The following is a 1,301-nucleotide window of genomic DNA, read 5'->3' as shown; positions in this document are numbered from 1 at the left end:
GTAGTTGCGTGCCAAGAGGTACTTAATTCGAGATAATAAAGGATGCAGAGATCATAGCGTCAATTGAATTTATGTTGAATACATAATTTAACGCGGCCTCGCTCGATGCGCAGCATCGCTATCTTGGAGTTGTTGTTTTTTCTCAGGAGTTAGTTCTATTTTCATGGTGAGTAGCATGATCCTGATTTCATTGAAAATCAAGCATCTTCAATGATCATGGGTATAGACACAAAAAAACCAGCTAAAAAGCTGGCTATTTTGCTTAGAATGGACTGCCTGTTCGGCAGTACAACCCCCGAGCAATACACAAAGATGAAAAAAGTGGCTTAAAAACTTTCCAGTATTAGTGGATCATTAAACCACTACCGTCTTGTTATAACTAGATCTGTATATACTATCTCAACTGATTAGAGATATTACTGATTTGTACCGTCAGCCTCGGTACAAGACGTACCATCGTAAGTGAATACCTTTGTTCCATTCACGGCTTCATCTTTAGAGCACACAACGTACCCTTTGTATGGATCATATACAGCAACACTTATAATATCATTATAACTTATTCCTATAGACTTCCAGTAAGCATCGTCTGTATTATAAATTCTTAATGCATTTGGTTCTAACCAGCCAAGAATCGAGTCGGACGCAAAATCCTTACCTTCCAATGCAAAAGCTGGGTAAACTGAATTGTTAGAATTATTTTTTATTGTGTAGTTTGCTTGAGGTTTTGGCGGATTGTAATGGTCTTCAGATGGGGTACAACCCTCATCATATCCTTCTAATTTCCACCCGTCATTTTTACTAACAAGAAGAGCATAGTTACACATGTTCGCATGGGAGTTATAAGAGCTTTTTAGCGTTAAAGATAGTGTGTCCCCGTCATCAGCAAGTACTCTGAACGATGTTTCTCTTGGGTTTGCCTGAATGGAAAAACGAGATTCATTTGTATCTTTAATTAATGAATCACCTAAGTATACCTTAATGTTTGATTCGTCTAAATTGTTTATTGCAATAGAATCAGCTAAGGCATTATATGATACCAAACCAATTGTCAATGAGAGTAAGGTATTTTTTACAAAATTCATTATATATTCCTTTTTTTGTGTTTTATTCCACTCTTGTAGCTTTGGGTAAATATTGACACATAATGGTACAATTCTCAATCTATATTTTAAAGGATAGGAATTTCAATGTTGATATGATCACGATACATCGAGTTCCTTCCTTATCTTTTCGAGAGAGCTTAGCGATGCAAAGACAGTTGGGTTAGTAAAAAACATTTAAATCGAAGGATTTTTGCG

At 36.0% G+C, this 1,301-nt stretch carries 1 protein-coding gene; it reads right to left on the bottom strand.

Features of this window, described 5'->3' with window-relative positions:
- Positions 1 to 416: 416 nt before the first annotated feature.
- The gene (locus tag HC723_RS16810) at positions 417 to 1,085 is read right to left on the bottom strand and encodes a hypothetical protein (RefSeq protein ID WP_190339907.1); all 669 of its coding nucleotides are present in this window, start codon (positions 1,083 to 1,085) and stop codon (positions 417 to 419) included.
- Between the last annotated feature and the right edge of the window lie 216 nt (positions 1,086 to 1,301).

The organism is Vibrio sp. S11_S32, assembly GCF_014694465.1.
Lineage (GTDB): Bacteria > Pseudomonadota > Gammaproteobacteria > Enterobacterales > Vibrionaceae > Vibrio > Vibrio algicola.
The sequence above is the reverse complement of the archived record's forward strand: the minus strand, read 5'-3'. Positions and strand labels throughout refer to the sequence as shown.

What these genes read in the sequence shown, in the direction of transcription:
- HC723_RS16810 (WP_190339907.1), bottom strand. Translation starts at nt 1,085, where the DNA reads ATGAATTTTGTAAAAAATACCTTACTCTCATTGACAATTGGTTTGGTA.